Raw genomic sequence first — 25,632 nt, 5'->3', positions numbered from 1 at the left:
GCACGCGCGAGCGCGCCCGCGACCGGCCGAGGAGGTGCCCGTGGAACAGGGCGGAGCGCGCGGGGAGGTGCGTCCCCCGTACGGCGGTACCGCGGCCGTCCGGGTGCCCGAGCAGGCCCGCGGCGAGCACACCCACGGGGAGCACCCGCACGAGGCCCCCCGCGTCCAGGTGCGCCGGCACTCCGTGCGCGGCCAGATCCTGGAGGCCCTGCGCACCGCCCTGGTCGACGGCGAGCTGGTCCCGGGACAGGTCTACTCGGCGCCCGCCCTCGGCGCCCGCTTCGGCGTCTCCGCGACCCCGGTGCGCGAGGCGATGCAGCGGCTGGCCACCGAGGGGGCCGTGGAGGTCGTGCCGAACCGGGGCTTCCGGGTCGCCGAGCGCGGACCGCGCGAGCTGGCGGAGCTGGCCGAGGTCCGTGCCCTGATCGAGGTCCCGGTCATGCTGCGGCTCGCCCGCACCGTCCCGCCCGCCCGCTGGTGCGCGCTGCGCCCGCTGGCCGACGCCACCGTGGCGGCGGCGGCCGTCGGCGACCGGGCGAGCTACGCCGAGGCGGACCGGGCCTTCCACGGCGCGGTGCTCGCCCTCGCCGGGAACCACAGCCTGGTGGCCGTCGCCGACGACCTGCACCGCCGCTCCCAGTGGCCCCTGGTGGACAACCCGGTCACCCGGCGCGCCGACCTGCTGGCCGACGCCTCCGAGCACACCGCGCTGCTCGACGCGCTGATCGCCCAGGACGTGGCGGTGGTCCAGTCGCTGGTACGCGAACACTTCGCGGGCGCCGACGGCTGACCCCCGTAAGCCCTGGCGCGTACGGGGACGGGCCGGCGCCCGGTCTCAGTTCGCCTCGACCGTCTCCGGCGGGGGCTGGTCCAGGTGGGGGCCCAGCCAGGTCGGGACGCCGCCCAGCAGCCGGAAGAGCCGGGCCGCCTCGGCGCGCAGCCGGGTCGCGGCCTCCACTTCCGGCTCGGCGTCGGCCAGCGCGATGAGCGCCGGGGCCGTACCGACCAGGTAGCCCAGCTCCTCCCTTATCCGCAGCGACTCCGCGAAGCCGTGCCGGGCCTCCGCCAGCTCGCCCTCGCGCAGCGCGATCAGGGCGAGATGGCGCCAGGTCGAGGAGAGCAGCAGCGCGTCGCCCTGCGCGGTGGCGCCGGCGTGGGCCCTGCGGTAGGCGGCCCGGGCGGCCTGCGGGGAGTCCGCGATGTTCTGCGCGATCAGGCCGCGCCGGAAGTCGAGCAGCGGCCGGCCCTGGGCGACGGGGGAGAGCAGCGCGGCGGCCCGGCCCAGCGCGACCCGGGCCTCGTCCGCCCGGTCCCGTACGCCGAGGAGGGTCGAGGCGTAGGCGAGGTAGCCGCGCTCGCAGGCGGCCGCGCCGCGTTCCTCGTCGTCGTGGGCCATGGCCTCGGCGGTGCGCAGGGCGTCCTCGGCGTCCGTCCAGCCCTGCCCGGTGTACAGGCACCGCTCGGTCAGCAGGGCCGTCCGCTGGAGGGCCGCGGCGGGGTCGGTGGCGGCGTCGTGTTCCAGCAGGGCCGCGGCGTCCGTCCAGCAGGCGCGTGAGCGCAGCCGCCATACCGCGGTCTGGAGCGGAGGATCGTCATCTGCTGTCGTTCCGGAACCAGACATGGCGGTATGCGCCACATTGCCCTCCCCGAGCGCGCCGTCGAGCTGTTGAGTATGGGCCGCATCACAGCACGGAATGGCACGCCGGGCCAAGAGGTCGAGGCAATGTCAGGTGAAACTTTTCACAATCGGCCGCGCGGGGCCGGTCGCCCCCAGGGCCCTTGCCCGGCCCGGGATTTCAGCTCATCCGGAGGGCCAGGAAGAAATCGAGCTTGTCCTCCAGGCGCGCCAGATCACGCCCCGTCAACTGCTCGATTCGCCCGACCCGGTAGCGCAGCGTGTTGACGTGCAGGTGCAGCCGGGCCGCGCAGCGGGTCCAGGAACCGTCGCAGTCCAGGAAGGCTTCCAGGGTCGGGATCAGCTCCGCGCGGTGGCGCCGGTCGTACTCGCGCAGCGGGTCCAGCAGCCGCGCGGTGAACGCCCGGCGCACGTCGTCCGGCACGAACGGCAGCAGCAGTACGTGCGAGGCCAGCTCGTGGTGGCCGGCCGCGCAGACCCGGCCGGGCCGGGCCGCCGCCACCCGGCGCGCGTGCCGGGCCTCCTCCAGCGCCCCGCGCAGCCCCTCCGCCGAGTGCACCGAGGCGCTGACACCGAGTGTCAGGCGGCCGTCGTCGCCGAGCCCCGCGGAGAGCGGGGCGCGCACGGCGGCGAGCAGCGCGTCGGCGTGCAGGGCGGGGTCCTCGCCCTCGGTGCCGCTGTCGTCGGAAGGCCCCTCGGCCGCCGCGCCGTCCGCCCGCTCCGGGGCGGCGGGCAGCGGCACCAGGGCGATGGCCTCGTCACCCGTGTGGGCGACGGCGATCCGGTCCGCCGAATCGGGGCCGGTCACCGCCGGGTCGACCAGGATCTCCTCCAGCAGCGCCTGGGCGACCGGGCCGCCCCGGACCCCGGACCCGCCGTCCTCGTCCCACTCGACCCGGGCCACCACGACCTGCCAGTGCGGGGCGGTGCCGAGGCCGGGGAGCAGGACCGGCGTCGCCACCCGCAGCCTGGCCGCGATCTCGGCGGGCGCGGCGCCCGCCTGGACCAGCTCCAGGACCTCCTGGGCGAGCCGGCGGCGCACCGTGCGGGCCGCGTCGCGGCGGTCGCGCTCGACCGCGATCAGCTGGGTGACGCCCTGGAGGAGGTCCAGCCGGGCGGCCGGCCAGTCGCTCGCGTCGGCCTCCACGGCGAGCAGCCAGTCCGAGAGCACCGACTCCCGGACGTCGCGGGCGGGCGGCACCGCGCCGCCCCGGCCGTTGTTCCGGATCGGGAAGAGCGAATAGGTCGTACCGCCGAGGGCCGCCCGGTGCGGGGCGCGGCGGCCGGAGCGGACGGCGGCCAGATGCAGCCCGGCCAGCTCGGCCCCGGCGGCGGCGGGCAGCGGGGCGCCCGCGCCCGCGATCTGCCGCCCGGTGGGGGAGAGCACCCAGGCGTGGAGGTCCAGGTCGGAGCCCAGGAGATCGAGGACCACCTCGGGGCCGCCGCCGGTCGGGCCGGAGGTCATCAGCCTGCGGTGCCGGTCCACCACGGCCGCCAGGTCGCCCGCCCGCTCGCCGGACACCTGGCGCACCACGTACTCGGTGATCGTTGCGAACGCGACCGTCTCGTGGACCGCGAACAGCGGCAGCCGGTGGTGGCGGCACGCCTCCACGAGATCGTCCGGGATGTCGCCCAGCTCCGCCTCGCCCGCGGCGAGACCGGCCACCCCGGCGCCCGCCAGGATGCGCACGAACGGCTCCGAGTCCGCGGCGTCCCGGCGCCAGGCCAGACCGGTCAGGACCAGCTCGCCGCCGGTGAGGTAGCGGCTCGGGTCGCGCAGGTCGGTCGTCATCACACCCCGGACCGACCGGTCCAGCTCCTCGTCGCCGCCGAGCAGCCGCAGGCCCAGCGCGTCGTTCTCCAGCAGTGCGCGCAGCCGCATCGGGTCGCCGCCGATCTGTCTCGTTGGTACGGGTGAAGTCTGGGTGTTGCGGTGAGGCTGTTGGGTCCCACCATTCGTTCGAATCTACAAGACATGAGCGGAGACCAGCCAACCGCTTCATGGGTTCGGTGACTGCACCAGGTGGAGCAGGGCTTGTGTACTGGGCCACACACCGCGTGAACAAGACATGAACAAGTTCGAGGGCCGGCCGTCACCCAGCCCAGCGTGAAAACCCGATTGAGAAGAAGAGAGCCACCATGGACTTCCTTCGCCCCGCAAGCTGGGAGGAGGCGCTCGCCGCCAAGGCCGAGCACCCGACGGCTGTGCCCATCGCCGGGGGCACCGATGTGATGGTCGAGATCAACTTCGACCACCGGCGCCCCGAATACCTCCTGGACCTCAACCGCATCGGTGACCTCACCGAGTGGGAGGTGGGCCAGGAGAACGTGCGGCTCGGCGCCTCGGTCCCGTACAGCCAGATCATGGAGCACCTGCGGGCCGAGCTGCCCGGACTCGCGCTCGCCTCGCACACCGTCGCGTCCCCGCAGATCCGCAACCGCGGCGGCGTCGGCGGCAACCTCGGCACCGCCTCCCCGGCCGGTGACGCCCACCCGGCCCTGCTCGCGGCCGGCGCCGAGGTGGAGGCCGAGTCCGTACGCGGCAGCCGGATGATCCCCATCGACGCCTTCTACACCGGCGTCAAGCGCAACGCCCTCGAACCGGACGAGCTGATCCGGGCCGTGCACATCAAGAAGGCCGACGGGCCCCAGCAGTACTCCAAGGTCGGCACCCGCAACGCGATGGTCATCGCCGTCTGCGCCTTCGGCCTCGCCCTGCACCCCGAGACCCGCACGGTCCGCACCGGCATCGGATCGGCCGCCCCGACACCCGTACGGGCGAAGGAGGCCGAGGAATTCCTGAACGCCGCGCTGGAGGAGGGCGGGTTCTGGGACAGCCGCACCATCATCACCCCGTCCGTCGCCCAGCAGTTCGCCACGCTCGCCGCCGGCGCCTGCAACCCGATCGACGACGTGCGCGGCACCGCGAGCTACCGCCGCCACGCCGTCGGCATCATGGCCCGCCGCACCCTCGGCTGGGCCTGGGAGTCCTACCGCGGCAACGGCCGCAGCACCGAAGGAGCCGCCTGATCATGCGCGTCAATTTCACGGTCAACGGCCGCCGCCACGAGGCCGACGACGTCTGGGAGGGCGAATCCCTCCTCTACGTCCTGCGCGAGCGCATGGGCCTGCCCGGCTCCAAGAACGCCTGCGAGCAGGGCGAGTGCGGCTCCTGCACGGTCCGCCTCGACGGCGTCCCGGTCTGCTCCTGCCTGGTCGCCGCCGGCCAGGTCGAGGGCCGCGACGTCGTCACCGTAGAAGGTCTCGCCGACTTCGCCGCCCACCGCGCCGAGGCCCACCCCGGCACCGGCTGCGCCTCCGGCGCCTGCGGCACCTCGCTGGACCGGGCCAAGCGCTGGAAGGCCGAGCCCGCCGCGGGCGACGAGACCCGCGACACCGGGGAGCTGTCCCCGATCCAGCAGGCGTTCATCGACGCCGGGGCCGTCCAGTGCGGCTTCTGCACCCCCGGCCTCCTGGTCGCGGCCGACGAGCTCCTGGAGCGCACCCCGCAGCCGTCCGACGCGGACATCCGCGAGGCGCTCTCCGGCAACCTCTGCCGCTGCACCGGCTACGAGAAGATCCTCGACGCGGTCCGCCTGGCGGCCGCCCGCGCGGAAGAGGCGGTCTGAGCCATGGGCGTCACCGGTTCCCCCACCAACATCAACCAGGGCAGCCGCACCAAGGGCGGCATCGGCGAGTCCACGCTGCGCCCCGACGGCATCCTGAAGGTCACCGGCGAGTTCGCGTACTCCTCGGACATGTGGCACGAGGACATGCTCTGGGGCCACACCCTGCGCTCCACCGTCGCGCACGCCGAGATCGTCTCCATCGACGTCTCCGAGGCGCTGGCCACCTCAGGCGTCTACGCGGTCCTCACCTACGACGACCTGCCGGCCGAGATGAAGAACTACGGCCTGGAGATCCAGGACACCCCCGTCCTCGCCCACGGCCGGGTCCGCCACCACGGCGAGCCCGTCGCACTCGTCGCCGCCGACCACCCGGAGACGGCCCGCCGCGCCGCCGCGAAGATCCGGATCGACTACCGCGAGCTGCCCGTCGTCACCGACGAGGCGTCCGCGACCGCCCCCGGCGCGCCCCTCATCCACGAGGGCCGCGACGACCACCACATCGGCCATGTGCCGCACCCCAACATCGTCCACCGCCAGCCCATCGTCCGCGGCGACGCGGACGCGGCCGAGGCCCGGGCCGATGTGATCGTCAAGGGCGACTACTACTTCGGCATGCAGGACCAGGCGTTCCTGGGCCCCGAGTCCGGCCTCGCCGTACCCGCCGAGGACGGCGGTGTCGACCTGTACGTGGCCACCCAGTGGCTCCACTCCGACCTGCGTCAGATCGCGCCCGTCCTCGGCCTGCCCGAGGACAAGGTCCGCATGACGCTCTCCGGCGTCGGCGGCGCCTTCGGCGGACGCGAGGACCTGTCGATGCAGATCCACGCCTGCCTGCTCGCCCTGCGCACCGGCAAGCCCGTGAAGATCGTCTACAACCGCTTCGAGTCCTTCTTCGGGCACGTCCACCGCCACCCGGCCCGCCTCCACTACGAGCACGGCGCCACCCGCGACGGCAAGCTCACCCACATGAAGTGCCGCATCGTCCTGGACGGCGGCGCCTACGCCTCCGCCTCCCCGGCCGTCGTCGGCAACGCCTCCTCGCTGGCCGTCGGCCCGTACGTCATCGACAACGTCGACATCGAGGCCATCGCCCTCTACACCAACAACCCCCGTGCGGCGCCATGCGCGGCTTCGGCGCCGTCCAGGCGTGCTTCGCCTACGAGGCGCAGATGGACAAGCTGGCCGCCGAGCTGGACATGGACCCGGTCGAGTTCCGGCAGCTCAACGCCATGGAGCAGGGCACCCTGCTGCCCACCGGACAGCAGGTCGACTCGCCCGCCCCGGTCGCCGAACTGCTGCGCCGCGTCAAGGCCATGCCGCTGCCGCCCGAGCGCCAGTGGGAGAGCGCCGGCGAGCACCCCGACGTCCGCGCCCTGCCCGGCGGCCTGTCCAACACCACCCACGGCGAGGGCGTCGTACGCGGCATCGGCTACGCGGTCGGCCTGAAGAACGTCGGCTTCTCCGAGGGCTTCGACGACTACTCCACCGCCCGGGTCCGCATGGAGGTCATCGGCGGCGAACCCGTCGCGACCGTCCACACCGCCATGGCCGAGGTCGGGCAGGGCGGCGTCACGGTGCACGCCCAGATCGCCCGTACCGAACTCGGCGTCTCGCAGGTCACCATCCACCCCGCCGACACGCAGGTGGGCTCCGCCGGATCGACCTCCGCGTCCCGTCAGACGTACGTCACCGGCGGCGCGGTCAAGAACTCCTGCGAGGCCGTCCGCGAACAGCTCCTGGAGCTCGGCCGCCGCAAGCTCGGCACCTACCACCCCGCCTGGGCCACCGCCGAACTCCTCCTGGAGGGCGGCAAGGTCGTCACCGACGGCGGCGAGGTGCTGGCCGACATCGCGGACGTCCTGGAGGACGAGGCGATCGACATCGAGCTGGAGTGGCGCCACCGGCCCACCGAGCCCTTCGACCTGCGCACCGGACAGGGCAACGGCCACGTCCAGTACTCCTTCGCCGCGCACCGCGCGGTGGTCGAGGTCGACACCGAACTCGGCCTGGTCAAGGTCATCGAACTGGCCTGCGCCCAGGACGTCGGCAAGGCGCTCAACCCGCTGTCGGTCGTCGGCCAGATCCAGGGCGGCACCATCCAGGGGATGGGCATCGCCGTCATGGAGGAGATCATCGTCGACCCGGTGACCGCGAAGGTGCGCAACCCCTCCTTCACGGACTACCTCCTCCCCACCATCCTCGACACGCCGACCATCCCGGTCGACGTGCTCGAACTCGCCGACGACCACGCCCCGTACGGGCTGCGCGGCATCGGCGAGGCCCCGACCCTGTCGTCCACCCCGGCCGTCCTCGCGGCGATCCGGAACGCGACGGGTCTGGAGCTCAACCGGACGCCGGTCCGGCCCGAACACCTCACCGGCGTCTGACCGGGGCTCCGCCCCCACCGCTCTCCGGGCGGTGCGCGCCACAGGCGAACGTCACACTTCCCGGCCCGCACCGCCCGGAGGCCCAGGGTCCCGCCCCGCTCGCGGCCCCGCACCCCCCGCACCGGAACAGCACCACCCGTTCCGTCCCTTCCTGCATGAACAGTTCGTCTCGGGCCGTCCCCCGGGTCGTGCCGCCAGCGCAGTCATCCCAAATCCCGCATTTCGATTCTTCATCGCGGGTGCCCCTGTGAACCTTGGGAGTCAGGCATCATGACCCAGCAGTCAGTGCAGCCGAAGACCGGTGCGGAGGACGCGGGCCCCGGCTCGCGCGTCCCCGCCGGCAGATCGTGGCTCGACCGGTACTTCCACATATCCGACCGCGGTTCGACCGTGGCCCGGGAAGTGCGCGGCGGTGTCACGACCTTCATGGCCATGGCGTACATCCTTCTGCTCAACCCGCTGATCCTCGGCGGCAAGGACGTCGACGGCAATCTGCTCAGCCAGCCCGCGCTGATCACCGCCACCGCGCTCGCGGCGGCGGCGACCACCCTGCTCATGGGCTTCGTCGGCAAGGTCCCGCTCGCGCTCGCCGCGGGCCTCAGCGTCTCCGGCGTCCTGTCCTCGCAGGTCGCCCCCGAAATGACCTGGCCGCAGGCCATGGGCATGTGCGTGATGTACGGCGTGGTGATCTGCCTCCTGGTGGTCACCGGGCTGCGCGAGCTGATCATGAACGCGATCCCGCTCCCGCTGAAGCACGGCATCACCATGGGCATCGGCCTGTTCATCGCCCTGATCGGGCTCTACAAGGCCGGTTTCGTCGGCAAGGGCACCGCGACCCCGGTGACCCTCGGCCCGGCCGGTGAACTCGCCGGCTGGCCCGTCCTCGTCTTCGCGGTCACCCTGCTGCTGATCTTCATGCTCCAGGCCCGCAACATCCCCGGCGCGATCCTCATCGGCATCGTCGTCGGCACCGTGGTCGCCGTCGTCATCAACAAGGCCGCGGACGTCGACCCCAAGATCTGGAGCAGCGGCCCGCCGGAGCTGAAGGGCTCCGCGGTCTCCTCGCCCGACTTCTCGCTCTTCGGCGACGTCGACTTCGGCGGCTGGGGCGACGTCGGCGCGATGACCGTCGGCTTCATCGTCTTCACCCTGGTGCTCGCCGGCTTCTTCGACGCGATGGCCACCATCATCGGCGTCGGTACGGAGGCCGGGCTCGCCGACGACAAGGGCCGGATGCCGGGCCTGTCCAAGGCGCTGTTCATCGACGGCGCCGGCGGGGCCATCGGCGGTGTCGCCGGCGGTTCGGGGCAGACGGTCTTCGTGGAGTCCGCGACCGGCGTCGGCGAGGGGGCCAGGACCGGCCTCGCCTCCGTCGTCACCGGCCTGTTCTTCGCCGCCTGCCTCTTCTTCACCCCGCTCACCGCGATCGTGCCCGCCGAGGTGGCCTCCGCCGCTCTCGTCGTCATCGGCGCGATGATGATGCAGAACGCCCGGCACGTCGACTGGAGCGACCGCTCCGTGGCCATCCCGGTGTTCCTTACGGTGGTCCTGATGCCGTTCACGTACACCATCACCACCGGTGTGGCGGCGGGCGTCATCTCGTACGTCGCCATCAAGGCCGCCCAGGGCCGGGCCCGCGAGGTCGGCGCGTTCATGTGGGGCCTGACGGTGATCTTCGTCGTCTACTTCGCCCTGCACCCGATCGAGAGCTGGCTCGGCGTCAGCTGACCCGCCCCCACCCGCCAAGGAGACCGAGATGCTGGACATCGCCGAAGAGCTCGACCGCTGGGCCGGGCAGGGACGCGATTTCGCCGTGGCCACCGTCGTCGCCGTCGGCGGCAGCGCGCCCCGCCAGCCGGGGGCCGCGCTGGCCGTCGACCGGGACGGCACGGCCATCGGCTCGGTCTCCGGCGGGTGCGTGGAGGGCGCCGTGTACGAGCTGTGCCAGGAGGCGCTGGACGACGGGCTGACCCGCCTCGAACGCTTCGGCTACAGCGACGAGGACGCCTTCGCGGTCGGCCTGACCTGCGGCGGCGTCATCGACATCCTGGTGACCCCGGTCCGGGCGGACGACCCCGCCCGCCCGGTGTACGCCGCCGCCCTCGCCGCCGCCGTACGCGGCGAGGCGGCAGCGGTCGCCCGGATCACCGACGGGCCCGCCGAACTCCTCGGCCGGCCGCTCCTGGTCCACCCCGACGGCCGTTACGAGGGCGGGCTCGGCGGACACCCCGAGCTGGACCGCACCGCGGCGGCCGAGGCCCGCGCCCTGCTGGACCAGGGCCGCACCGGCACCCTCACCATCGGCGCCGACGGCTCGCGCTGCGGGCAGCCCCTCACGCTGCTCGTGGAGTCGAGCGTGCCGCCGCCCCGGATGATCGTGTTCGGGGCCATCGACTTCGCCGCCGCCCTGGTCCGGGCCGGCAAGTTCCTCGGCTACCACGTCACGGTGTGCGACGCGCGGCCCGTCTTCGCGACGGAGGCCCGCTTCCCGGACGCCGACGAGCTGGTCGTGGACTGGCCGCACCGCTATCTGGCCGAAACCGCGGTGGACGCCCGCACGGTCCTGTGCGTCCTCACGCACGACGCCAAGTTCGACGTGCCCCTCCTGGAGGCGGCGCTCAAGCTGCCCGTCGCGTACGTCGGCGCGATGGGCTCCCGCCGCACCCACCTCCAGCGGAACGAACGGCTGCGCGAGGCCGGGGTGACCGAGCTGGAGCTGACCCGCCTGCACTCGCCGATCGGGCTCGACCTCGGAGCCCGTACGCCCGAGGAGACGGCCCTGTCCATCGCCGCCGAGATCGTCGCCGTGCGGCGCGGCGGCAGCGGCGCACCGCTGACCGGCGCGCACACCCCGATCCACCACCCCGGCGGGCTGCCCCCGGCGGGCCGCATCGGCTCGGTGGCCTGAAGCAGCCCTCGGAGGCGGGGCGTCCACCACCGGCGGTTAGCCGCCACGGCACATTCGCGCCAGGCGCGGACCGTCCCACGGCGGCGGGTTTACCGGTAGATCATCACCCATGACTTTCTCCCCCTCCACCGCGACCGGCCGGGCGAGACCCGCACGCGCCGGGCGACGCACCCTCGTCATAGCCACCGCCGCGGCCCTGATGAGCGGCGCGCTGCTGCCCGTCACGGGCGCCGCCTACGCCGCCCCCGCTTCCCCCACCGCGGCAACCACCCCCGCCGCGAAGCCGGTTCACCGCTACGACATCACCCTCGTCACCGGCGACGTCGTCCACTACACCGACGGCACGGGCAACCAGGACACCGTCACCGTGGACCGCCCCGAGGGTGCCACCGGCGGGGTCCACGTCCAGCAGGCCGGGGACGACGTCTACGTCCTGCCCGACGAGGCGCAGGGCCTCCTCGCCGCCGGCAAGCTGGACCGCCGCCTCTTCAACGTCACGGCGCTCGCGAAGATGGGCTACGACGACAAGAGGACCGGCGGCATCCCGCTGATCGCGACCTACCCGGCGTCCAAGGCCCGTTCGCTGCCCGTCGCCCCGCGCGGCAGCACGTCCGTACGGCAGCTGGAGTCCATCCACGGCGCCGCGCTCAAGGCCGGCAAGGACACCGCCCGCGCCTTCTGGAACGACATCGCGCGCACCGCCACGGCCCGCTCGCTGGACAACGGCATCGCCAAGCTCTGGCTCGACGGCCGCGCCGAGGCCGCGCTCAAGGACTCGGTGCCGCAGGTCAACGCCCCGCAGGCATGGGCCGAGGGCTACGACGGCAAGGGCATCAAGGTCGCCGTCCTGGACACCGGCATCGACGAGGACCACCCGGACGTCAAGGACCGCATCCTGGAGACGAAGAGCTTCGTCCCGGGCGAGGAGGTCGACGACAAGAACGGCCACGGCACGCACGTCGCCTCCACCATCGCTGGTTCGGGCGCCGCGTCCGACGGCGTCAACAAGGGCGTCGCCCCCGAGGCCGGGCTGCTCGTCGGCAAGGTCCTCAGCAACGAGGGCTCCGGCGCCGACTCCGGGATCATCGAGGCGATGGAGTGGGCCAAGGCGGAGGGCGCCGACGTCGTCTCCATGAGCCTCGGCTCACCGGTCGCCGACGACGGCACCGACCCCATGTCCCAGGCCGTCAACACCCTCTCCGCGGACGGCGGCCCGCTCTTCGTGATCGCCGCCGGCAACGCGTACGGCGCCGGCACCATCGGCTCGCCCGGCTCCGCCGACCGGGCGCTCACCGTCGCCGCCGTCGACAAGCAGGACGGCCGCGCCGACTTCTCGTCCATGGGCCCGCTGGTGCGCAGCTACGGCCTGAAGCCGGACCTGTCCGCGCCCGGCGTCGACATCAACGCCGCCGCCTCGCAGTCGGTCCCCGGCATCGAGGGCATGTACCAGTCGATGTCCGGTACGTCGATGGCCACCCCGCACGTCGCGGGCGCCGCCGCCATCGTCAAGCAGCGCCACCCCGACTGGTCCGGCCAGCGCATCAAGGACGCGCTGATGACCTCGTCCAAGGTGCTGCCCGACTACACCCCGTACGAGCAGGGCACCGGCCGCCTCGACGTGAAGGCCGCGATCGACACGACCGTCGAGGCCACGGGCTCCGTCGCGGTCGCCGCGTACGACTGGCCGCACAGCGCCTCCGACCCGGTCACCGAACGCACCCTCACCTACCGCAACACCGGCACCGCCGACGTCACCCTCGACCTGGCGACCGACAGCGCGTCGGACGCGTACACGCTCTCCGTGAAGCGGCTGACCGTCCCGGCCGGCTCCACCGCCGAGGCCGTCCTCACGCTCGACCCGTCGAAGGTGGACGCGGGCACCACGTTCTCCGGCCAGGTCGTCGCCAAGGACGCCTCCGGCGCCGTCGTCGCGCACACCGGCTTCGCGCTCAACAAGGAGCAGGAGCTCTACGACCTCACGCTCCGGCTCCGCGACCGCTCCGGCAAGCCCATGGACGGCACCGTCGTCCTCGGCGCCCTCGGCGACCCGAACCTGTCGCCGGTCGCGGTGTCCGGCGAGACCACGCTGCGGCTGCCCCCGGGCAACTACACCGCCTGGACCGCCGCCGACATCAAGGGCGACACCGCCGACTCCAAGGCGATCGCCTTCCTCGCGGCCCCCGAGATCATCCTGAACAAGCCGGTCACGGCCACCCTCGACGCCTCCAAGGCCCGCAGGATCAGCGTGCGCACGCCCAAGGAGACCGAGACCCGCCAGCTGCGGTACGACATGGCGCGCACCGCACCCGACGGCACCGTCCAGCGCGACGCGTACCAGATCCCGCTGACGTACGACCAGCTGTGGGCGGCCCCCACCAAGAAGGTCACCCAGGGCGACTTCTCCTTCCTGACCCGCTGGCGCCAGGGCGAGAAGCTGCTCGACCTGACCGCCGACGGCCGGGACGTCCCGGCCACCGTGCAGAACGGCTCCCCGGTCGCCGAGGACAGCCGCGCCAAGCTCCGCGGTGTCTACGCGGGCACCGGCTCCGCCGCCGAGTACAAGCACCTGGACGCCAGGGGCAAGGCCGTCGTGATCCGCAGCAGCGACACGGTGGCCCCGGCCGACCGGGTCGCCGCCGCCGTCGCGGCCGGCGCGAAGGCGCTGTTCGTCGTCAACCAGGGCGACGGCCGGCTGATGGAGTCCTACGGCGAGTACGGCACCACGCTCGCCCTGCCGGTCGCCACCGTCCAGCGGATCGCCGGCGAGAGCCTGATCAGGGCCGCCCAGCGCGGCAGGAAACTGACCGTCGAGCAGCACAAGTTCGCCGACTACGTCTACGACCTGGTCGACCGCCACAACGGCACCGTCCCGGACCGCTCGCTCGCCTTCGCCCCGGCCACCCGTGACCTGGCGAAGATCGAGAACACCTTCTACGGCCACCAGGACGTCGTCGGCGGCGGCTTCCGCTACGACATCCCCGAGTACGGCCCCGGGCTCGGCTTCGACGAGTACGAGAAGTTCCCCGGCACCCGCACCGAGTGGGTCAACCCGCTGCCGGGCGACTCCTTCTGGTACGAGAACCACTCCCAGTTCAACGCCGAGGGCACCGACACCGCGCTGGAGGAGCGCGGCGGCGAGATGGACTACCGGGCCGGCTCCACCAACAAGGCCCAGTGGTTCGCGCCCGTCACCCGGCCGCGCCTCGGCACCGCCTTCTGGGGCCCCAACCGCTCCCAGTACGGCGACATCCAGTACAACATCACCCCCTGGACGGACGGCGGGGCCGGCCACTCGGGCTCCATGCCGGACAAGGAGTACGACACCGGCAAGGTCGCCGTCTACCAGGGCGACAAGCTGCTCGACGAGTCCCCGGGCCGCGCCGGCTACATCGGCGACCTGCCCGACGAGAAGCTGCCCTACCGCCTGGTCCTCGACGCCTCGCGCGACGCGGACACCTGGAAGACGTCGGTCCGCACCCACTCGGAGTGGTCGTTCGTCTCGGGCGCCCTCGACCCCGAGGGCCCGTACCAGGTCGACATCCCGATGCTCCAGCTCGACTACGACGTCGCCACGGACCTCGCCGGTGACGTCCGGGCCGGCAAGTGGACCGAGATCGGTCTCTCGTCCACCACGCAGGAGTGGCTGGACGGCGCGGTGAAGGCCACCAAGGCTTCCCTGTCGGTCAGTTACGACGACGGGAAGACCTGGAGCGCGGTGTCGCTCAAGAAGGACCGGACGGGTTCCTGGACCGCCCGGTTCAAGACCCCGAAGAAGGGCGCCACGGCGGTCTCGCTCAAGGCCCACGCCGAGGCCGCCGGCGGCCTCGCGGTGGACCAGGAGATCATCCGGGCGTTCGGCCTGAAGTAACGTGCGCGAGGCGGCCGTTCATCCCCCCCGGGGTGGACGGCCGCCTCCGTGCGTCAGACCGCGTCCACCGCTTCCGTCCCGGCCCGGGCCCGCCGGACACCAGTGCCCAGGACCGCCGCCGCGCACAGCAGCGCCGGGGCCGCCGCCACCGCGCAGCACAGGGCGAGCGGCAGCCGGTCCACCAGCAGCCCCACCGCCGCCGTGCCGCCCGACGAGCCCGCGTTGAACGCGGTGTTGACCCAGGCGCCCGCCCGGGTGCGCCGGGCCGCGTCCGCCGACTCGTCCGCGATCAGGTACGCGGTGGTGAGCGCCGGCGCGACGAACAGCCCGGCCGCGCCGACCACGGCGGCTAGCACGTACACGTTGCCGGCGAGACCGGCCGCCGCCACCGCCGCGCCGAGCCCGGCGGCCATGACCGGCAGCCGCACCCCGAGCGGGGCCCGCCACCGCAGCGCCCCGTAGGCCAGTCCTCCCACCGCGCTCGTCGCCGACAGGGCGGCCAGCACCCAGGACACCGCCGACGCCCGCTGCATCGCCTCGGTCAGGGCCACCGCCAGCAGGTCGAGGGCCCCGAGGCAGAGCCCCACGGCCGCCGTCACCAGGACGGCGCGCCGCAGTGGGGGCACGGTGCTCAGCCGCAGGCCGGGGGCGGCTCCGCCGTCCGCCCCGGCGGAGTGGTCCGGCTTCCCGCGCGGCACGGCGGGCGAGGTCACCAGCGCCCCCGCCCCGGCCGCGATCAGCACCGCACCGGCCAGCACGGCGACGGCCGGCCCGGTGGCCGTCACCGCGACGCCCACCAGCAACGGCCCGGAGACGTACAGCAGTTCCTCCGCGACCCCGTCCAGGCTGTACGCGCGGCGCAGCAGCTCCCGGTCGGGGACCAGCTCGCTCCACAGCGTCCGCATGACCGGGCCGAGCGGCGGTGTGCAGGCCCCCGCCGCCGTGGCGAGGACCCCGAGGAACAGCGGGGGCGCGCCCGGCCGCCAGGTGACCAGGGCGAGGGCGGTGAGCAGCACCGCGTACAGACCGGCCATCGGCGGCAGCGCGCGGCGCGCCCCGTACCGGTCGATCAGCCCGGCACGGGCGGGGGACAGGAACACACTGGCGGCCCCGAACAGGGCCATCACGGTGCCGGCGGCCGAGTAGGAGCCGGTGGCGTCCTTGACGGCGAGCAGCAGGGCGAGCGGGGCGATTCCGTAGGAGAGCCGCCCGGTCAGCGCGGCGGCGAAGGCGCGCGCGGCGTGCGGCACGCGCAGGACAGCGGCGTACGAAGGAGTGGACACGATGGTCTTCCTCGGGAAGGTGGCGCGGACTCACCGCGCCACGGGCATGCGGGGACACCGGAGCGCCGCACCCGGTACGCCGGGCGCGGTCTCGACGGGGTCCTACGCACGAGGAAGAGACACGCGGGCAAGGTAGCAGAGCGCACCGCTACTCGACGACCTCCGGGTTGGCCGCCAGGATCTCCTCCGTGACCGTCCACAACCGGGGCACGAAGCGCAGCACCTCGTCGCGGCGGGCGAGCAGGTCCCCGGTGCGCGTGATGCCGGTGAGATCGGCGACCGCCTCCCGGAAGGCCGGGAGCCGGGCGGTGTGCAGCGCGGGCGCGTCCACGGCCAGCACCGTGTGGCAGCGGGCGAAGGTCGCCAGGATCCAGAACACCGCCTCCCGGTGGTCGCCCCGGTCGATCAGCTCCCGGCTGCCGTCGACCGCGACGGGCCGCGCCCGCTCCGTGAGGTCGCTGCCGAAGAAGAACGGCGTGCGCGCGACCGGGACCGTGGCGTCGAACGTCCGTGTCAGCGCGTCGAGATGGTGCCGCACCAGCGGCGCGGACACCTCCGCGCAGCCCAGGAGCCCCAGCAGTTCGGGGTACAGCGCCTCCTGCCCGTACGCGGTCAGCACGTCCCGCACGGCGGGGTAGCGCAGCCGGACGGTCGGGTTGCGCAGGGCGGCCACCAGCGGGAGGTGGGTGGTGACGCCGGTGGGGAAGAGCCAGCCCAGCACCCGGGCGGCGTACGGCCCCGTGGGGTCGAGGGCGGCGAGCCGGCTCTCGACGCGGTGCCGGGCGTCCAGGCACCGGCGCCGCACCTGGTCCCGCCGGGCGAAGCGCGGCGCGATGTACGTGTGCAGGGCGCGCAGCCGCCCCGTGGGGTCGTCGATGACGGTGTCCCGGCGGAAGCCGCCCGCCAGGTGGTACGCGCCCAGCACCGCTTCCGGGTCGGCCAGCAGCGACCACGGCTCGTAGGTGATCTCCAGGAGCGCGCCCCGGTGCAGCAGCTTGCCGGGCTTCGCCGGCGCCTCGGCCCCCTCCGTCACCACGACCACGTCCACGTCCGAGGAGACCGGCAGCTCCGCGTCGTCCGGCCGCCCGACCGTGGACCCGCTGAAGTAGGCCCCCAGATAGCCCGGCGCGGGGCGGGCGTGCGCGGCCACCCAGTGCGCGGCGGCGGCACGCGCCTCTCCGAGTCTCATGCCCCGACACCTACGCGCCGGTCCGGCTCGGCGTCAAGCCGGGGCGGCCCGCCGCCGGTAACGTCGGCGGCGTTCACCGCCCCGTCCCCGAACGCCCGGTGAGGTACCCCATGCGCAAGATCATCTACTGGATGTCGATGTCACTCGACGGTTTCATCGAGGGTCCGGACCGGAACATCGACTGGCACACGGTGGACGAGGAGCTGCACAGCTACTTCAACGAGCAACTGGCCGGTATGGGCGGCATGCTGGACGGCCGCGTCACCCATCAGCTGATGGCCGACTTCTGGCCCACCGCCGACCAGGACCCGGCCAACGAGGGCCCGATGGCCGACTTCGCCGTCATCTGGCGGAACATGCCGAAGTACGTCTACTCGCGGACGCTGGAGCACGCCGACTGGAACACCACCATCGTCCGCGAGGTGGTCCCCGAAGAGGTCAGGGCCCTCAAGGAGCAGCCGGGCGGCGACCTCGCCCTCGGCGGCGCCGATCTCGCCGCGTCCTTCGCGGCGCACGACCTGATCGACCAGTACCGCGTCTACGTCCACCCGGTCCTCATCGGCCGGGGCAAGCCGATGTTCCCGGCGGAGGAGACCCTGCGGCCCCTTCGCCTCACCGGCACCCGCACCTTCGGCACCGGGGTCGTGGAACTCTGTTACGACCGCGCCGACCGGTGACACCCCGGGGCGGCCCGGCTCAGCCCGTCGGGGTCTCGCCGCCCGTCCCGCTGCCGGTGACCAGCTCCATGTAGCGGTCCCAGTCCCAGTACGGGCCGGGGTCCGTGTGGTCGTTGCCCGGGGCCTCGCTGTGCCCGATGATGTGCGCCCGGTCCTTCGGGATGCCGTACCTGTCGCACAGCGAGGCGGTCAGCGCGGCCGAGGACCGGTACATCGCGTCCGTGAACCAGGTCGGGTCGTCGATGAAGCCCTCGTGCTCGATGCCCAGCGCCGAGGCGTTGGCGCTGCGCGCGTGGTACGCGGTGTCGGCGTCCCGCACCATCTGGGTGATCTGCCCGTCCGACGACCGCACCACGTAGTGCGCGCTCACCTCGGACACGGGGTCCTGGAACCAGCTGATCGAGCCCGCGTACGAGCCCTGCGTGACGTGGACGATGATCTTGTCGATCTTCGCGGTCCGGCCGGTGGTGTAGTTGTTCGGGTCGGCCGGGACCCAGAGCGCGGCCGGGTAGTCGGCGCTCCGCGCACCGGAGTCCGCGGGCCCCACCCCGTCCCGTTCCGGGGAGACCGGCCGCCCGGTCACCGTGATGCGCTCGCCGTCCGGGGTGAGCGCGTCGAGCCCGGTGGCCAGGAAGGAGTAGACCGTGTCGGCGTAGAGCGCGGCGGCCGTGCCCCGCGCACCGCTGTAGTGCGCGACGGCCGGATACCAGGCGTCGATGTCGTCGCGGTCCGTGGCGTCCAGGCCCAGCCCGTCCGCGTAACCGCGCAGCAGTGCCGCGCCGCCCAGGATGTTGGCGGCGGTGTCGGTGCGCAGGGCGGCGACCGGTTCACCGGTGAGGGCGGCGGCCCGTTCCAGGGTGTGGTGCGTGGGGTTGCTGATCAGGTGCATCACGCCGAAGCCGCCCGCCTGGCTGGGGCGTCCGGCGTGGCCGTCGAGGCGGGTCTCGCCGTACCCGACGGCGGCGAGCAGATCGCGGGGCACGTCGAACGCCTCGGCGGCCCGCGTGAACGCCCGGCCCATCGGGTGGCCGGGCTCCGCCGCCGCGAGGGCCGGGGTGCCGGCCGCGGCGAGGACGGTGGCGGTGAGGGTCGCGAGAAGGGCTGCGCGGGTCCGGGCGGCGCGTGTGGGCATACCTGCTCCTGCTGTGTGGGGGAGGGCCGGCCGACGGGGCCGGGCGGCCGCGAAGCCTGCTCACGATAGAGAGCCACCCTGGGTATGACAATCAGCCCGCAGGCGTGTCGAAGCGCGTGCACTCCAGCGGAGTTGACGCCCCGTGAGCCGACGGACGCCGCGCCGGATTCGTACACCTGGACGGCAGCCCACCGCACGGGGGAACGCGGACCGGGCCCGCCGCCGCCAGGGCGTATAACAGAGAACTCCGGACCGGCCGGCGTCCCCGATGGCACTCACATCTCACGCGGCAAGGCGTCACCGCGTACGACAGCGGAGAAGTGCCCGATGAGCATGAGCACGGCAGACGAGATCAGCACCTTGCTGACGGCGAACTTCGGAACCGACCCCGTGGCGATCCGCCCCGACGTGCCGCTCAGGCAGCTCCGGCTGGACTCGCTGGCGCTGGAGGAGCTGCGGCTCCTCATCGAGGACCGGCTCGACGTCGATCTGGACGACGTCCAGCTCACCTCGCGCGACACCGTGGGCCAGCTGGTCGACGCCGTACAGCGCAAGGCCGCCGCGTGACGGCCCCCCACCGCCTGCCGCCGTTCGCCGCGGCCGTCACCGGAATCGGCCTCGTCACCTCGGCGGGCGTCGGCGCCGACGCCACCTGGCGCGCGGTGAACGACCCCGGAACCGCGCCCTGCGTACCGCACCGGCCCGAACTGGCCGGTCTGCCCTGTGACTTCATGTACAGCGTGACCGGCCTCGACACCCGGGACGTGCTCGGCGTCGCCGCGCACCGGCTGATGGACCGCTTCTCGCACCTCGCCGTCATCGCCGCCCGCGAGGCCGTCGCCGACGCCGGACTGGACCCCGCCGTCTGGGACAGCGGCCGGGTCGCCGTCGTCATCGGCTCCGCCCACGGCGGCCTGCCCTTCTACGACGAACAGCACACCGCCCTCACCGAACGCGGCGCCCGCCGCGTCTCGCCCAAGCTCGCCCCGCTCACCGTCGTCAACGGCGCCGCCAGCAGCGTCGCCACCGACCTCGGCGCCCACGGCCCCAGCCAGGCCGTCTCCACCGCCTGCTCCTCCGGCACCGTCGCCATCGGCACCGCCCACCAGATGCTGCGCACCGGCGCCTGCGACATCGTCGTCGCCGGGGGCGCCGAGTCCGTCTGCTCCCGGCTCCTGATCGCCAGCGCCTGCCGGCTGAAGGCCGTCTCCACCCGCATCGACGACCCGCAGGCGGCCTGCCGCCCCTTCGACGTCCACCGCGACGGCTTCGTCGTCGGCGAGGGCGCCGGGCTCCTCGTCCTGGAGCGCCCCGAACACGCCCGCGCCCGGGGCGCCACCGTCCGCGCCCACGTCACCGGCTACGGCTCGTCCAGCGACGCCTACTCGGCCGTCGCCCCCGACCCCGACGGGCTCGGCATCGAACGGGCGCTGCGCACCGCCCTCGCGGACGCCGGGATCGACCCGGCCGCCGTCGGCCACGTCAACGCGCACGGCACCTCCACCGTCTCCAACGACCTGATCGAGACGGCCATGCTCCGCCGGGTCCTGGGCGGACAGCCCCTGGTCACCTCCACCAAGGCGATGACCGGCCACACCCTCGGCGCCGCCGGAGGCATCGAGACCGCGCTCACCGTCCTCGCACTCCAGCACCAGCTCGTCCCGCCCACCGCCAACCTCGACGCCCCCGACCCGGACATCCCGGTCGAGGTGGTGAGCAAGGAGGCCCGGCCCGCCGCCTTCGACGCGGCCGTCAAGACCTCGCTCGGCTTCGGGGGCCACAACGCCGCCCTCGTACTCACCAGGTGACCGAAGCTCATGACCGATGAGATCATCCGCACCCTCACCGTGGCCGGCCTGCGCTACCGCTACCGCCTCCTGCCGCAGCCCGCGCCCCGCACCGAACCGGTCGTCGTCCTCGGCGGCGCCCTCCAGGGCATCCACGGCTGGCCGCAGATGGACGAGCACCTCGGCCCGCACGCCTCCGTCATCACCCTCGACCTGCCCGGCATGGGCGGCGCCGACCCGCTGCCGCCCGGCACCGACGACGGCCTCCTGTGCGGAGCCGTCACCGGCGTCATGGACGACCTGGGCGCCGACCGGGTCAACCTCTTCGGCTTCTCCTACGGCGCGTCCATCGCCTTCGGCTGCGCCCGGCGCGACCCCGGCCGGATCGCCCGCCTGGTCCTCGGCGGCGTACCGTCGCATCTCAGCGACGCCCAGCGCGACGCCTGGGGGCAAGGGCTCGGACGGCTGGAGGAGGGCGACGCGGAAGGGCTCGCGACCCTCTCCGCCGAGGCGCTGATGTGCCTGGACCCGGAACGGCCGGTGCACCGCCGGGAGCTGGCCCTGCGCTATGTGCGCCGCTCCTTCGCGCACGCCCTCACGCACTCCCCGCACGCGGAGCGCTCGCTGCGCCGCTCGCTGGAGCACCGCCCGGACTTCTCCGGCGGGCTGACCGGGGTCCCGGCGCTCGTCTTCGCGGGCGAGCACGACACCGTGACCTCGCCGGAGCGCCAGCGGGCCTTCGCGGCGACGATCGAGGGCAGCCGCTTCCTGACCGTCGGAGAGTCGGACCACTGGGTCGTCCTGGAACGCCCCGACGACGTGGCGGACCTGGTGGCGCGCTTCCTGACCGACCGGCCGCTGGAACCCGCCCCCGCGCTGCGGCCGGTCGCCCCGCTGCCGCGCCCGCGCACGGAGGCGGCGGACGCGGTGTCGCCGCGGGCGGGCGGCTGAACCGCCCGCCCGCGTGCCGGGTCAGTGGTGCCCGTGGTGCCCGCCGTGGTCGTGCCCGTGCCCGCCGTGCCCGTTCCCGTGCTCCGGGGCGTTCACGTCGACGCGGACGATCTGCGGATCGTGGTCGCTCGCCTGGTCCGCGAACTCCGCGTTGATGTGCACCACGTCGTAGTCGAAGCGGCGCACACCCGGGCTGGTCAGGATGTGGTCGAGGGTCTGCGAGTTGCCCTCGTACACATAGCTGTACTGCTCGTTCTTCGGCAGCGTGGTGATCAGCGGCTTGAGGACCTTGCCGTCGGTCAGCGCGCCCACGGTCGGTGAGAAGGCGAAGTCGTTGAGGTCACCGAGGACCACGACGCGCGCCGACTTGTCCGCCGCGAGCAGCGACTTGACGAAGGTGTTGACCTCCTTCGCCTGCTGCACGCGCTTGGTCTCCGAGCTGCGCACCGGCTCCTGGTAGCGGCCGTGCAGCGGCTGGTCGCCGCCCTTGGACGCGAAGTGGTTGCCGACGACGAAGACGGACTTCCCGTGGAAGCGGAATTCACCCACCAGCGGCTTGCGGCTGTCGTCCCAGGCCGCGCTCGCGGGCGCGATCCGGCCCGGCGACACCGACAGCGTGACGCCCTTCCTCGTCCTCACGGCCGCGACCGGGGTCGTCGCGTCACCGCCCGGACGGTCCACGAAGTCCACGCGCTTCGGGTTGAAGAGGAACACGTTGCGGATGTTGCCGCCGGGCTCGCCGCCGTCCTTCCCGTCCTGCGGGGCGACATAGCGCCACGAGTAGCGCGGGCCGCCCGCCGCGACGATCGCGTCCGTGAACCGCTTCAGCGTCGCCTCGGAGCCCACCGTGCCGTCGTTGACCGCGCCGTTGTCGTCCTGGATCTCCTCCAGCGACACGATGTCCGGCGAGGACAGGTTGACCGCGACGCCCTCGGCCAGCGTGTCGAACTTCGCTTGGTCGTCGAGCGCGTCGAGGTTCTCCACGTTGTACGTGGCGACTGCGAGCTCCTTGCCCTTCTGCTTGCGCGTGACCTCGCGCTTCAGGTGGTGGTCGGTGACCTTGCCGAGGGCGGTGGCCTGGAGGTTGTAGCCGCCGTACGAGTCGTAGTCCAGGACGCCCGACGTGGTGCCGGCGAGCACGTCGCCCACGTTCGCGGTGGGCACCTGCGCCGCCGGGTCCAGCGACATGACCTTGATCCGGCCGGAGTTCTGGTCGGTGTACGAGGCGTAGAGCGTGCCGCCGCGCCGGGTCGGGTTCTGCTTCGGCACGACCGTCACCCAGACCTCGTGGTACGCGGTCGTCGCGCCGGTCACGCGGGTGTCGGCGATCTGGACCCGGGTGCCCTCCAGGGACTCGTACAGGTCCAGCGCGTACGTCGACGGCTCCAGCGGCAGCGCGTCGATCGAGCCGCCCCCGGCCGAGGGCACGTACGCCGACGGCACCGCCCTGGCGTCGAGCACCACCGGCGCGGGCAGCGCGTTGCCGGAGGAGACGACCGTGACCTTCGGGGCGGTGATCTCGGTGACCGACTGGGTGGTCGTCGACGGGTAGTACTCGTCCACGGTCCCGCTCACCAGCACCGAGTCGCCCACCTGGACGGCCGGGGCGGCGGAGCCGGTGTATACGAAGACGCCCTCGCCGGTGCGCGGGTCGGCGTCCGGGGCGGTGTCCTGGATCCAGAAACCGCGCGAACCCGAGGTGCGGACCGCCGTGACGACGCCGGGCACCCCGGTGACCGCCTTGCCGTCCAGCGGGGAGACCCGGGTGGTGCCCTGGATGTCGTGGATCCGCACGGTGCCGGGCTCGGTGGGGTTCCCCGGGTCGCCCGGGTCCTCGCCGCCGCCGGAGGTCTCGCCGGCCGCGTTGACCGGGGACGGGGCCGCCGCGGTGAGGTCGGCGGCGTTGTCGTCGGTGTCCGCGAGGGAGGCCGCCCGCGCCACGGAGGCGGTGGCGGAGGCGCCCTTGGCCGGTCCGCTGCCTTCCCGGACGACCGCGGTGCCGTAGCCGACCAGGTCCACGATCCGGGTGTCGGCGGCGCAGTCGGCGGCCGTCTTGCAGGTCAGCGGGGCCGTCCCGGAGACCAGGGCCACGGTGCCGGCCGTGGCGGACATCGCGACGGTGCCCGTGGCGTCCGGGGTGGGCAGGGCCACCGTGCCGCCGGTGCCCGCCGCCTCCGCGACGAGATAGCGGCCGCCGGGCGCGACGGAGCCGGTCAGCGCGGACACCTGCCACAGCGAGCCCGCCGACGGGGCGCCCGGCAGGTACTGGACGCTGAGCCCGTCCAGCCCGTACGCGGCCGAGCCGGCGTTGGCCAGCTCGATGAAGTCACGGGTCAGCGTCGCACCGGAGTTCCCGCCGCCCCCGTACACCTCGGAGATCACGGCGGTCGCGGACGGGGCCGCGAAGGCGGCGGGCAGCGCGGTGGCCGAGAGCGTCACGGCGACCGCGCCGGCCAGCAGGGCGGAACGTGTGGTGGATATACGCACGGAGAATGCCCCTCAGAGTGTGGTGAGGGAGCACAAGCTATGCGCGTAGAACAGACGATGACAAGGCATCAGGGGTGAATTCCGGAAAACGTTCGGTGACGAGCGGAGCTGTCCAGGATGCGGCGATGGTTTGACCGGGTTGAGCCGGTCCGGCTACGTTGCGCGGCATGCAGCGATCCGCACACCTCACGACGCGGGGTCACATCGACCTCAAGCGGGTGTGCTCCGCCGTGTGTCACCGCGCCTGAGGCACCACGCCCGCGCCCTCCGCGCCCCCGGCCCCGCGCCTCCGCCGAGCAGACACCGCGCCCATCGCCGCCCCCGAGGTCTGGAAGACACGGTGAAAAGTCTCTCCGCCCCCGCCCGCCGCCCCCACGAGACCCGCACCACCCCGCCGCGCCGCGCCGACATACCGGCCCCGGTGCCGGGCCGCCGCCCGACCGGCACCGGCTCCGTCCTCGGTGCGATCCTCGACCACGGCCCCGTCGCCCGGTCCACGGTCGCCCGCCTCACCGGCCTCTCGCCCGCCTCCGTCAGCGGGCACGTCGGCCGCCTCCTCGCCCGCGGACTGGTCCGGGAGAGCGCCGAGACGGCCGGGCCCAAGGGGCTCGGCCGTCCGCACATCCCGGTCGAGATCGACACCGGGAGCTATCTGGTGGCCGGGGCCCACATCGCCGTCGCCCACTCCACCCTCTCGCTGATGGACCTGCGCGGCCGGATCGTCGCCCAGGACCGCCGGCCCCACGGCACCACCGACCCCCACGGCCTCCTGAACCAACTCGCCGCCCGGCTGCCCGCGTTGGTGGACGCGCACGCCGAGGGGCGGACCGTCCTCGCCCTCGGCCTGGCCACCGGCCACCGCGTCGACCCGGTCGGCGGGGCCGTCGTGGCCCATCCGCAGCTCGGCTGGCAGGACGTCCCGGCGCGCGACCTCCTCGCCGCCGCGACCGGGCTGCCCGTCCATGTGGACAGCCACTCCCGCGCCCTGGCCCGGGCCGAGCAGCTCTTCGGCCAGGAGTCGACGCGGGCCAGCACCGTCCTGCTCTTCGTCGGCGCGGTCGTGGACGCCGCCTTCGCCACCGAGGGCGCCCTGCACCGGGGACCGCGCTCCGGCGCCGGCAGCGTCGCCCATCTGCCGCTGGGCGCCGGGGGATCGGGCGGTGCCGAGCCGTGCTCCTGCGGGCGCTCCGGCTGCCTCCAGTCGGAGGTCTCCGAGCGGGCCATGGTGCGGCGCGCCGCCGCCCAGGGTCTGGTGACCGGCTCCTTCCCGGAACTGCTCGACCGGGCGCTCGCCGGGGACGCGGTGGCGGTGGCGCTGTTCCGTCGGCGGGCCCGGCTGGTCGGGCGGGCGGCGGCCCTGCTCCTCGACATGTTCGACCCGGAGGTCCTGGTCGTGGTCGAGCCGGGGGCCGGGCGGATGCCGGAGTGCCTGGCCGATCTGCGGGCGGAGGTGGCCGAGCGGTCGGTGGTGTGCGACGACCCCGAGCGGGCCGTGGTGCCGAGCAGCTTCACCGGGTCGGTCCTGGCCGTCGCTGGCGGGGCGGTGGCCCTCGGCTCGCTGTACACGGACCCGCTGGGGCCGTGGCCGGCGCTGCCCGCGGTGTCCTGACAGCGGACCCGCCGCCCCTCTTCCGTAAGCCGACTTAATTCAGTCAGTTGCATTGTTGACCGGCCGCGAACGGCCACGGGATGATGGAT

General features: G+C 73.6%; 16 protein-coding genes and 2 pseudogenes. 12 read left to right on the top strand and 6 right to left on the bottom strand.

Annotated elements, in window-relative coordinates:
- Nucleotides 1–40 precede the first annotated feature (40 nt).
- Nucleotides 41–790 (top strand): GntR family transcriptional regulator, encoded by a 750-nt coding sequence (locus NEH16_RS05280; RefSeq protein ID WP_265539648.1) that lies wholly within the window; start codon nt 41–43, stop codon nt 788–790.
- Between the two features lie 45 nt (nt 791–835).
- Here NEH16_RS05280 and NEH16_RS05275 read toward each other — a convergent pair whose 3' ends face one another.
- Nucleotides 836–1,621 carry a hypothetical protein gene (locus NEH16_RS05275; protein WP_073966043.1) on the bottom strand — a complete coding sequence of 262 codons (786 nt, stop codon included), beginning with the start codon at nt 1,619–1,621 and terminating at the stop codon, nt 836–838.
- Nucleotides 1,622–1,796: 175 nt separating this feature from the next.
- Nucleotides 1,797–3,518 carry a PucR family transcriptional regulator gene (locus NEH16_RS05270; RefSeq protein WP_265539646.1) on the bottom strand — a complete coding sequence of 574 codons (1,722 nt, stop codon included), beginning with the start codon at nt 3,516–3,518 and terminating at the stop codon, nt 1,797–1,799.
- 257 nt (nt 3,519–3,775) lie between these two features.
- Between NEH16_RS05270 and NEH16_RS05265 the strand changes: the two genes are divergently transcribed.
- The 6 genes and pseudogenes from NEH16_RS05265 (at nt 3,776) to NEH16_RS05240 (ending at nt 14,428) form a co-directional block, all read left to right on the top strand.
- Complete coding sequence (locus NEH16_RS05265) at nt 3,776–4,666, top strand: FAD binding domain-containing protein (protein ID WP_073966041.1); 891 nt, start codon at nt 3,776–3,778, stop codon at nt 4,664–4,666.
- A 2-nt stretch (nt 4,667–4,668) separates the two neighbouring features.
- The gene (locus tag NEH16_RS05260; protein ID WP_018100576.1) at nt 4,669–5,265 is read left to right on the top strand and encodes a (2Fe-2S)-binding protein; all 597 of its coding nucleotides are present in this window, start codon (nt 4,669–4,671) and stop codon (nt 5,263–5,265) included.
- Between the two features lie 3 nt (nt 5,266–5,268).
- Nucleotides 5,269–7,652, top strand: a pseudogene (locus tag NEH16_RS05255) (xanthine dehydrogenase family protein molybdopterin-binding subunit).
- A gap of 270 nt (nt 7,653–7,922) precedes the next feature.
- Entirely contained in the window at nt 7,923–9,380 is a 1,458-nt protein-coding gene (locus NEH16_RS05250) for an NCS2 family permease (protein WP_073966039.1), read from the top strand.
- Between the two features lie 28 nt (nt 9,381–9,408).
- The gene (locus NEH16_RS05245) at nt 9,409–10,560 is read left to right on the top strand and encodes an XdhC family protein (RefSeq protein WP_265539642.1); all 1,152 of its coding nucleotides are present in this window, start codon (nt 9,409–9,411) and stop codon (nt 10,558–10,560) included.
- A gap of 109 nt (nt 10,561–10,669) precedes the next feature.
- Entirely contained in the window at nt 10,670–14,428 is a 3,759-nt protein-coding gene (locus tag NEH16_RS05240; protein WP_265539639.1) for a S8 family peptidase, read from the top strand.
- Between the two features lie 53 nt (nt 14,429–14,481).
- Here NEH16_RS05240 and NEH16_RS05235 read toward each other — a convergent pair whose 3' ends face one another.
- On the bottom strand, nt 14,482–15,711 hold the full coding sequence (locus NEH16_RS05235; protein WP_265539638.1) for an MFS transporter: 1,230 nt from the start codon (nt 15,709–15,711) through the stop codon (nt 14,482–14,484).
- Between the two features lie 148 nt (nt 15,712–15,859).
- Nucleotides 15,860–16,900 (bottom strand): hypothetical protein, encoded by a 1,041-nt coding sequence (locus NEH16_RS05230; protein ID WP_265539636.1) that lies wholly within the window; start codon nt 16,898–16,900, stop codon nt 15,860–15,862.
- A 110-nt stretch (nt 16,901–17,010) separates the two neighbouring features.
- Here NEH16_RS05230 and NEH16_RS05225 point away from each other — a divergent pair, with 110 nt between their 5' ends.
- Entirely contained in the window at nt 17,011–17,577 is a 567-nt protein-coding gene (locus NEH16_RS05225; RefSeq protein WP_265539634.1) for a dihydrofolate reductase family protein, read from the top strand.
- Between the two features lie 22 nt (nt 17,578–17,599).
- On the opposite strand, the pseudogene NEH16_RS05220 reads toward NEH16_RS05225, so the two are convergent.
- A pseudogene (locus NEH16_RS05220) lies at nt 17,600–18,709 on the bottom strand (N-acetylmuramoyl-L-alanine amidase); the annotation flags it as partial.
- A 333-nt stretch (nt 18,710–19,042) separates the two neighbouring features.
- Between NEH16_RS05220 and NEH16_RS05215 the strand changes: the two are divergent.
- From NEH16_RS05215 to NEH16_RS05205, 3 genes are read left to right on the top strand one after another with little or no spacing between them, the layout of a single operon-like run.
- Nucleotides 19,043–19,276: a phosphopantetheine-binding protein gene (locus NEH16_RS05215; RefSeq protein WP_073966278.1), complete on the top strand. Its 234-nt coding sequence runs from the start codon at nt 19,043–19,045 to the stop codon at nt 19,274–19,276.
- Nucleotides 19,273–20,517 (top strand): beta-ketoacyl-[acyl-carrier-protein] synthase family protein, encoded by a 1,245-nt coding sequence (locus NEH16_RS05210; RefSeq protein ID WP_265539628.1) that lies wholly within the window; start codon nt 19,273–19,275, stop codon nt 20,515–20,517. Before NEH16_RS05215 ends, NEH16_RS05210 begins: the two co-directional genes overlap by 4 nt.
- Nucleotides 20,518–20,526: 9 nt before the next feature.
- Nucleotides 20,527–21,447 (top strand): alpha/beta fold hydrolase, encoded by a 921-nt coding sequence (locus NEH16_RS05205; protein WP_265539627.1) that lies wholly within the window; start codon nt 20,527–20,529, stop codon nt 21,445–21,447.
- A gap of 21 nt (nt 21,448–21,468) precedes the next feature.
- Here NEH16_RS05205 and NEH16_RS05200 read toward each other — a convergent pair whose 3' ends face one another.
- The gene (locus NEH16_RS05200; RefSeq protein ID WP_265539625.1) at nt 21,469–23,934 is read right to left on the bottom strand and encodes an endonuclease/exonuclease/phosphatase family protein; all 2,466 of its coding nucleotides are present in this window, start codon (nt 23,932–23,934) and stop codon (nt 21,469–21,471) included.
- Between the two features lie 340 nt (nt 23,935–24,274).
- On the opposite strand from NEH16_RS05200, the gene NEH16_RS05195 reads away from it, so the two are divergent.
- Nucleotides 24,275–25,543: an ROK family transcriptional regulator gene (locus NEH16_RS05195; RefSeq protein ID WP_265539623.1), complete on the top strand. Its 1,269-nt coding sequence runs from the start codon at nt 24,275–24,277 to the stop codon at nt 25,541–25,543.
- The last annotated feature ends 89 nt before the right edge of the window (nt 25,544–25,632 follow it).

Source organism: Streptomyces drozdowiczii, from assembly GCF_026167665.1.
Lineage (GTDB): Bacteria > Actinomycetota > Actinomycetes > Streptomycetales > Streptomycetaceae > Streptomyces > Streptomyces drozdowiczii_A.
This window is presented reverse-complemented; position numbering and strand designations above follow the sequence as displayed.

Coding starts and splice junctions, on each gene's coding strand:
- NEH16_RS05275 (WP_073966043.1), bottom strand. CDS start 1,621: ATGTCTGGTTCCGGAACGACAGCAGATGACGATCCTCCGCTCCAGACC.
- NEH16_RS05215 (WP_073966278.1), top strand. CDS start 19,043: ATGAGCACGGCAGACGAGATCAGCACCTTGCTGACGGCGAACTTCGGA.
- NEH16_RS05225 (WP_265539634.1), top strand. CDS start 17,011: ATGCGCAAGATCATCTACTGGATGTCGATGTCACTCGACGGTTTCATC.
- NEH16_RS05205 (WP_265539627.1), top strand. CDS start 20,527: ATGACCGATGAGATCATCCGCACCCTCACCGTGGCCGGCCTGCGCTAC.
- NEH16_RS05260 (WP_018100576.1), top strand. CDS start 4,669: ATGCGCGTCAATTTCACGGTCAACGGCCGCCGCCACGAGGCCGACGAC.
- NEH16_RS05245 (WP_265539642.1), top strand. CDS start 9,409: ATGCTGGACATCGCCGAAGAGCTCGACCGCTGGGCCGGGCAGGGACGC.
- NEH16_RS05250 (WP_073966039.1), top strand. CDS start 7,923: ATGACCCAGCAGTCAGTGCAGCCGAAGACCGGTGCGGAGGACGCGGGC.
- NEH16_RS05265 (WP_073966041.1), top strand. CDS start 3,776: ATGGACTTCCTTCGCCCCGCAAGCTGGGAGGAGGCGCTCGCCGCCAAG.
- NEH16_RS05230 (WP_265539636.1), bottom strand. CDS start 16,900: ATGAGACTCGGAGAGGCGCGTGCCGCCGCCGCGCACTGGGTGGCCGCG.
- NEH16_RS05270 (WP_265539646.1), bottom strand. CDS start 3,518: ATGCGGCTGCGCGCACTGCTGGAGAACGACGCGCTGGGCCTGCGGCTG.
- NEH16_RS05240 (WP_265539639.1), top strand. CDS start 10,670: ATGACTTTCTCCCCCTCCACCGCGACCGGCCGGGCGAGACCCGCACGC.